5 protein-coding genes are annotated in these 6,228 nt (G+C 33.3%); 1 reads left to right on the top strand and 4 read right to left on the bottom strand.

The window, feature by feature from the left end; all coding sequences use genetic code 11:
• The 4 genes from Q0L29_RS14675 to dnaK form a co-directional block, all read right to left on the bottom strand.
• Positions 1-265 (bottom strand): hypothetical protein (locus Q0L29_RS14675; RefSeq protein ID WP_296622878.1); only part of this gene is annotated, 265 nt, incomplete at its 3' end.
• Between the two features lie 217 nt (positions 266-482).
• Positions 483-1,631 (bottom strand): DUF4221 family protein, encoded by a 1,149-nt coding sequence (locus tag Q0L29_RS14670; RefSeq protein WP_296622876.1) that lies wholly within the window; start codon positions 1,629-1,631, stop codon positions 483-485.
• A gap of 50 nt (positions 1,632-1,681) precedes the next feature.
• Entirely contained in the window at positions 1,682-2,617 is a 936-nt protein-coding gene (locus tag Q0L29_RS14665; protein WP_296622875.1) for an energy transducer TonB, read from the bottom strand.
• 160 nt (positions 2,618-2,777) lie between these two features.
• Positions 2,778-4,715, bottom strand: a complete 1,938-nt coding sequence (gene dnaK / locus Q0L29_RS14660; RefSeq protein WP_296622873.1) for a molecular chaperone DnaK — start codon at positions 4,713-4,715, stop codon at positions 2,778-2,780.
• Between the two features lie 289 nt (positions 4,716-5,004).
• Between dnaK and Q0L29_RS14655 the strand changes: the two genes are divergently transcribed.
• Positions 5,005-6,144, top strand: coding sequence for an AI-2E family transporter (locus Q0L29_RS14655; protein ID WP_296622871.1), 1,140 nt, complete (start codon positions 5,005-5,007; stop codon positions 6,142-6,144).
• The last annotated feature ends 84 nt before the right edge of the window (positions 6,145-6,228 follow it).

Below are 6,228 nucleotides of genomic sequence, written 5' to 3'. Positions count from 1 at the left end.
TTGTAAAATCTTTATCTGGGCTTAGTTCCACCTTGTATTCAAATTTCCATTTGTCTTTGTATTTTGAATTCCATACTAAAATTTCTCCTTTTTTATCCGGAAGTTCTAATTCAAAAGTGCCATCCATTTGTGGGACATTACCAATTCTATGGCCTATAACTATCATATTGGTATTGATGCCATTTTTATTATTTTTTTGAAATGTGATGTGACCGAGCATATAGGTTTTTCCATCATCCTTTTTTTCAAACTTATATTTTACCATAAAGTCCTTGTTTTGGGCTGTATGTGGGTACTCTGTTTGAAAAATGATTAGGCTAATAAAGATAATTAAGAATTTCATGTGTATATAATTGTTTTAAAGTTGCCATCCCGATAAATCGGGACAGGCTATGGAATAGTCAAAGTTCCAAAGCCTAGCTATCTAACCTTTACTGACCTGTTATATTCATTTCAGTTGGTATGCAGGGTTTATGACTATTTCATGGTGTTACATTTTTAAGTTTAAATAAGTCAAAAGAAAAACGGCTATCATCCACCTTATTATATTGATCACTGTTAAATAAATGTAAACCATCTTCATTAATGAATGTGATCCCAAATGAATATTTTTTGGCATTTATCGGACTTTCCCCAATTATTTCAAACTCATTATTCAAAATAATAATGGAAGCATTTTCGCCTAATGCACTTCTATCGGCATATTTATTAATAGGATTATAAGCAAATCTGTAATAAAGCTTTCTCCATCTGTCATATTTTAATCCTGAATAAAAGCCTTGTTCCGCCTGCTTTCTATAGGTTTTCCCATCATCATTATAAAGTTCTTCACTCAAAGGTTTTAAGGTTTTCATTTCAGAAGAACCGGCAAAGTGCTTTGACTTATTGCCTTGGGTATCTGTCACGTAAATATATTTATCATTGGGGAAGCTCATGATTATTGCATCTGTATCCTCATTATATGTAAATACAGCATTTCTATAGCTATGTTTACCCCAAAAACCCTCATCATATTTTTCTGATAAATTGTATTTAGTATCAAATGATTTCCTATCAATATCAAATTCCACCATGCCATAATCTGAAGAGGTAGCATTTTCCATAGGGGAAGGGTAAGTTGGTAGAAAAAGGGTTCTGTTTTTAAAATAAGGGGGATGAGCACCATCTGGATATGTATAATGCATATCGTCCAATTGGAGATCAAATTCATCAATATTATTGCCCGCAGAATCTACAAGGTAAATTTGTTGGGGTAATGGATCAAATAGAAAGATGGAGTCGAAATTATGAATGTAAGCATAATTAATACTTCTTGGAACTCTTTTAGGACCTTCAAAATCAAAGTGGATCTCTTTTAATAATTCCTGAGATTTTAAATCATAAATAGAGATGTATTTTCCAGTCGAATGAAAAAACAATAAATGTTGAGGATTGTGATGTGGATATACTTGTACCCCTCGTGTATAGGCTGTTTTAATACTGTCGAGATTGAAAACTAAAGAATTTGTAATTTTGAGTTCATAGTTGTTTTCTAAATTCTCTGATTTTTGATAGGACTTTTGGCAGGATGAAATATGTATAGTTATTATAAGTATTAAAAGATAGAAAAGCTTATTCTGTTTTTTTTGCATTTTTTATTCGGATTAAGAGGTTATTATTGAATTGTTTGATATCGAGTATTTTAAAGCTTAAATCTTATGGGTAAAGTAACTTTGGTTTTGATTTTTTGACCTCTTTGCAATCCAGGATTCCACTTCTTACACTTTTTGATAACTCTCAATGCCTCTTGATCGCAACCCCCACCTATACTTTTTAAAATGTAAGATTCGGAAATTCTACCCTCTTTATTAATTACTAAATTTATGTATATCTTTCCTTCAACCCCCGCATTATATGCCTTTATAGGGTAATTAATGTGTCTGTAAATTTTTTTGTATAACTTATCATCACCTCCCTTATAAGTTACTTTTACATTTAATTTTTCATATACATATTCATTAGATTCAAGGTCATAAGATTTTCCCTGATTGAGTTGACCGTTATCACCATAGTATTCTGTATAATATAAATCTCCATTTTTTCTCCATGATTGCCATTTGCCAATTTTAAGACCATTTTCAACCTTCCCTTTAATTTTAATATTACTGTTATCATAATATTTGATGTACTGACCATTGCCATTATATACTAAAGTATCACCTTCTTCATTAAACAGTTCTTTTATTTCATAATTTATGCTATCGTTTTCAAGTAGATAATTTCTTAACTCTTCGATTTGTCCATTTGGATAATATGTTCTCCGTAGTCCATTAATTTCATCAAATGCGTAAAATGCTTCAGTTTTTACATTTCCATTTTCATAATACCATCTAACTAAACCTTCTTCAAACTCAGCTTGAGGATCATGAAATAGACCTTTCATTTGAATGGAATCCGAGATATAATAGTCTTCAATTTTATACAGGCTATCTGATCTCAAATAAAATATTTTTCTGTAGAAATCAGCATTTTCTCTGTCTTTAACTACTTCCCAATTTTCATTAAAGTAGATGATATTTTGACAAAAAGAGGTTCCTGTAAAAAAGAACATCGAAATAAAAAGTATGTATTTTTTCATAGCTAAGAGATACAGATTATTAGGCTCTTTGTAGATTTAATTATATCTAAAGTTAGATTTAGTTTTAAAAATATCCAATCAATTAGGTATGAATTAGAAACAAAAAAGCCTCTCAGATTTCTCTGAGAGGCTTTCACTAAAATTTATGATTTAAGGATTCTTATTTAGAATCTTTTTTATCATCATCATTTACTTCTTCGTATTCCACATCATCTACGCCATCACTGCTTTCGCCTTGTGGTTCTTGCCCAGCATCTCCGCCCGGCTGTCCTTCAGCACCGCCAGCTTCTTGCTGCGCCTGGTAGATTTCCTGTGAAGCTGCTTGCCATGCATTGTTTAATGCTTCCATTGAGCTATCAATTGCTTCAATGTCCTGACTGCTATGTGCTTCTTTTAATTTAGCTAGAGCATCGTTGATGGCCGTTTTGTTGCCTTCTGATAACTTCTCGCCAAATTCTTTCATTTGCTTCTCAGTTTGGAATATTAAAGAGTCAGCTTGATTGATTTTGTCAATCTTCTCTTTCTCTTTTTTATCGGTTTCAGCATTTGCTTCCGCCTCTTTTTTCATTTTTTCGATTTCTTCATCTGATAATCCAGAAGAAGCCTCGATTCTGATTTTCTGCTCTTTACCAGTTCCTTTATCTTTAGCAGATACATTCAAGATACCATTGGCATCTATATCGAATGTTACTTCAACCTGAGGAACTCCTCTTGGCGCTGGAGGTATACCATCCAAGTGGAATCTACCGATCGAACGATTGTCTTTTGCCATTGATCTTTCACCTTGCAATACGTGGATTTCCACTGAAGGCTGATTGTCTGAAGCAGTACTGAATGTTTCTGACTTCTTAGAAGGAATCGTAGTGTTCGATTCAATCAATTTAGTCATTACGCCACCCATGGTTTCAATTCCTAATGATAATGGAGTAACATCCAATAAAAGAACGTCTTTCACTTCACCGGTTAATACACCACCTTGAATTGCAGCACCAATTGCCACAACCTCATCTGGATTTACACCTTTAGAAGGTTTTTTGCCAAAGAATTTCTCTACTTCTTCTTGAATTCTTGGGATACGGGTTGAACCACCTACCAAGATTACTTCATCAATTTCAGAAGGAGATAAACCAGCATCTTCTAAAGCTTTCTTAACTGGAGCCATTGATCTTTTAACTAAGTTGTCAGATAATTGCTCGAATTTTGAACGGCTTAATTTTCTAACCAAGTGCTTAGGCACGCCATCTACTGGCATAATATAAGGTAAATTCACTTCTGTTTCAGTAGAGCTCGATAACTCAATTTTAGCTTTCTCAGCAGCTTCTTTCAATCTCTGCAAAGCCATTGGATCTTGTTTCAAGTCAATACCTTGCTCGTCTTTGAATTCTTTTGCCAACCAGTTGATGATTACTTGATCGAAGTCATCACCACCTAAGTGAACATCACCATTAGTAGATTTTACTTCAAAAACACCATCACCTAATTCCAGGATAGAGATATCAAAAGTACCACCACCTAAATCGTAAACGGCAATGTTTTGATCTTTATCTCTTTTATCTAATCCGTAAGCCAAAGCAGCAGCAGTTGGCTCGTTAATGATTCTTTTTACTTCTAATCCAGCGATCTGTCCAGCTTCTTTCGTTGCCTGACGCTCTGCATCATTAAAGTAAGCAGGAACTGTAATAACAGCTTCTGTAACTTCTTGTCCTAAGTAATCTTCTGCAGTAGACTTCATTTTCTGAAGAATCATTGCAGATAATTCCTGAGGTGTGTAATTTCTATCACCTACTTTAACTCTAACTGTATCGTTATTACCAGATTCTACTTTGTAAGAAGCAATTTTTTTCTCTTCTGAAACTTCAGAAAACTTCTTACCCATAAATCTCTTTACTGATGCGATTGTATTGGTAGGGTTTGTAATAGCTTGACGTTTTGCAGGATCACCTACTTTTCGTTCGCCTTTCCCTTCATCCAAAAACGCTACAATAGAAGGTGTAGTTCTTCTACCCTCACTGTTGGGGATTACAACGGGCTCATTACCCTCCATTACCGCCACACAGGAGTTGGTAGTACCTAAGTCAATTCCAATAATTTTTCCCATGATCTATTTTATTTTTCTAATTCTAAATTCATTTTTCACATTAAGTAACAATGGATGTGCCAATAGGAGATGCGTTCATTTTATCTGACATTATGACATTTGTAAAAGAAATTCATGGGAAATCGTCAGTATTTGTAGTCAATTAAATTTCAAAAACCTTTATTTTGTCATTACTATAAAACAAATAGTCGTGGTTAATGACAAATATTGATGCTTTATTATGTTTGACAACAACTTAATTTAGTACTTAAGTAACCTATACTAAATTTTTCCCGTCAAAGAGACTATATTGGAAACACCAGACAGAAATTCAGACCTTACTTTTTATGCCTCTATAGCATTAAAAATGATTATTTTTATAGCAGGCATTACCATTTTATGGATAGGTAAGCCTGTCATCGTCCCTTTAGCGGCTGGTCTCTTACTTTCATTTATACTTTTACCGGTTGTTAATTTTTTGGAGAAAAAATCTTTCCCGAAGTTTTTAGCTATTCTGGTTACCATACTCACCTTAATTAGTATAGTGGGCACAGTAATCTTTTTATATTCCAATCAGATTATCAAAATAATTGATCAGTTCGGTTCTTTCCAGAATCAATTAATTGAAACAGTAAACAGTATAGTGGAGGGTATCAATAAGAATCTCGATCTTAAAGAAAATCTGAAGACACCCGAGGTGATGAATAAAGCCAAGGAGGTTGTAGAAAATAATAAATTTCTCCCTCAGGTAATCAGTAGCGTATTTAAATCATTGGGAAATATTTTGCTTTTCCTTGTTTTCACCATTCTATTCCTAAACTATAGAAAAGGCTTGCTTAAAGCCATTAAAAAATTTGGTAAAGACAAAGAAACAAGAAATAATATAGAAGATGCTGTAATTGAGGCTTCTAAAGTTGGAAGAAACTATGTATTAGGATATTTACTCTTAATTATTATCCTGACTATTATTAACACTACAGGATTATTAATAATTGGGATTGAATACCCCTTGTTTTTCGGTTTTTTGCCTGCTTTATTTTGTATAATTCCATATATAGGCTCCTTAATGGGCGCCAGCCTTGTATTGCTTTTTACGATTTTTAATTACGACTCATTAGTGTATCCTGTGAGTGTGGCTGGGTTGTTTTGGCTGAGTCAACTACTTGAAAGCAATGTGCTTAATCCTAAAATAGTAGGGGAGAATTTAAAGTTGAGTGTGCTATTTGTAATTATTACCCTAATGATAGGTCAGTTGATTTGGGGAATTGCGGGGCTAATTCTTTCGGTGCCGATGATGGCTATTTTTAAAGTTTTTTGCAACTACTTTGAACCTTTAAAACCTGTTTCATTATTGATTGGAACCGAAGTGCATACTGCACCAGGAGAAAAAAATACAAATTTATTCTCAGTTATTAGGAGGTTTTTCAGTAAATGGAAAAAGAAAAATTAGCTAATTACCATTCCAAATTCTCTAATTATATAAGAGAATAAATCATCATAATATCCATATTTTTGTGATGTGGAAATTCAACTA

Origin of the sequence: Marivirga sp. (genome assembly GCF_024636815.1) — a bacterium.
Lineage (GTDB): Bacteria > Bacteroidota > Bacteroidia > Cytophagales > Cyclobacteriaceae > Marivirga.
Note: the sequence above shows the minus strand (reverse complement) of the source record. Positions and strands in the feature narration are given on the sequence as shown.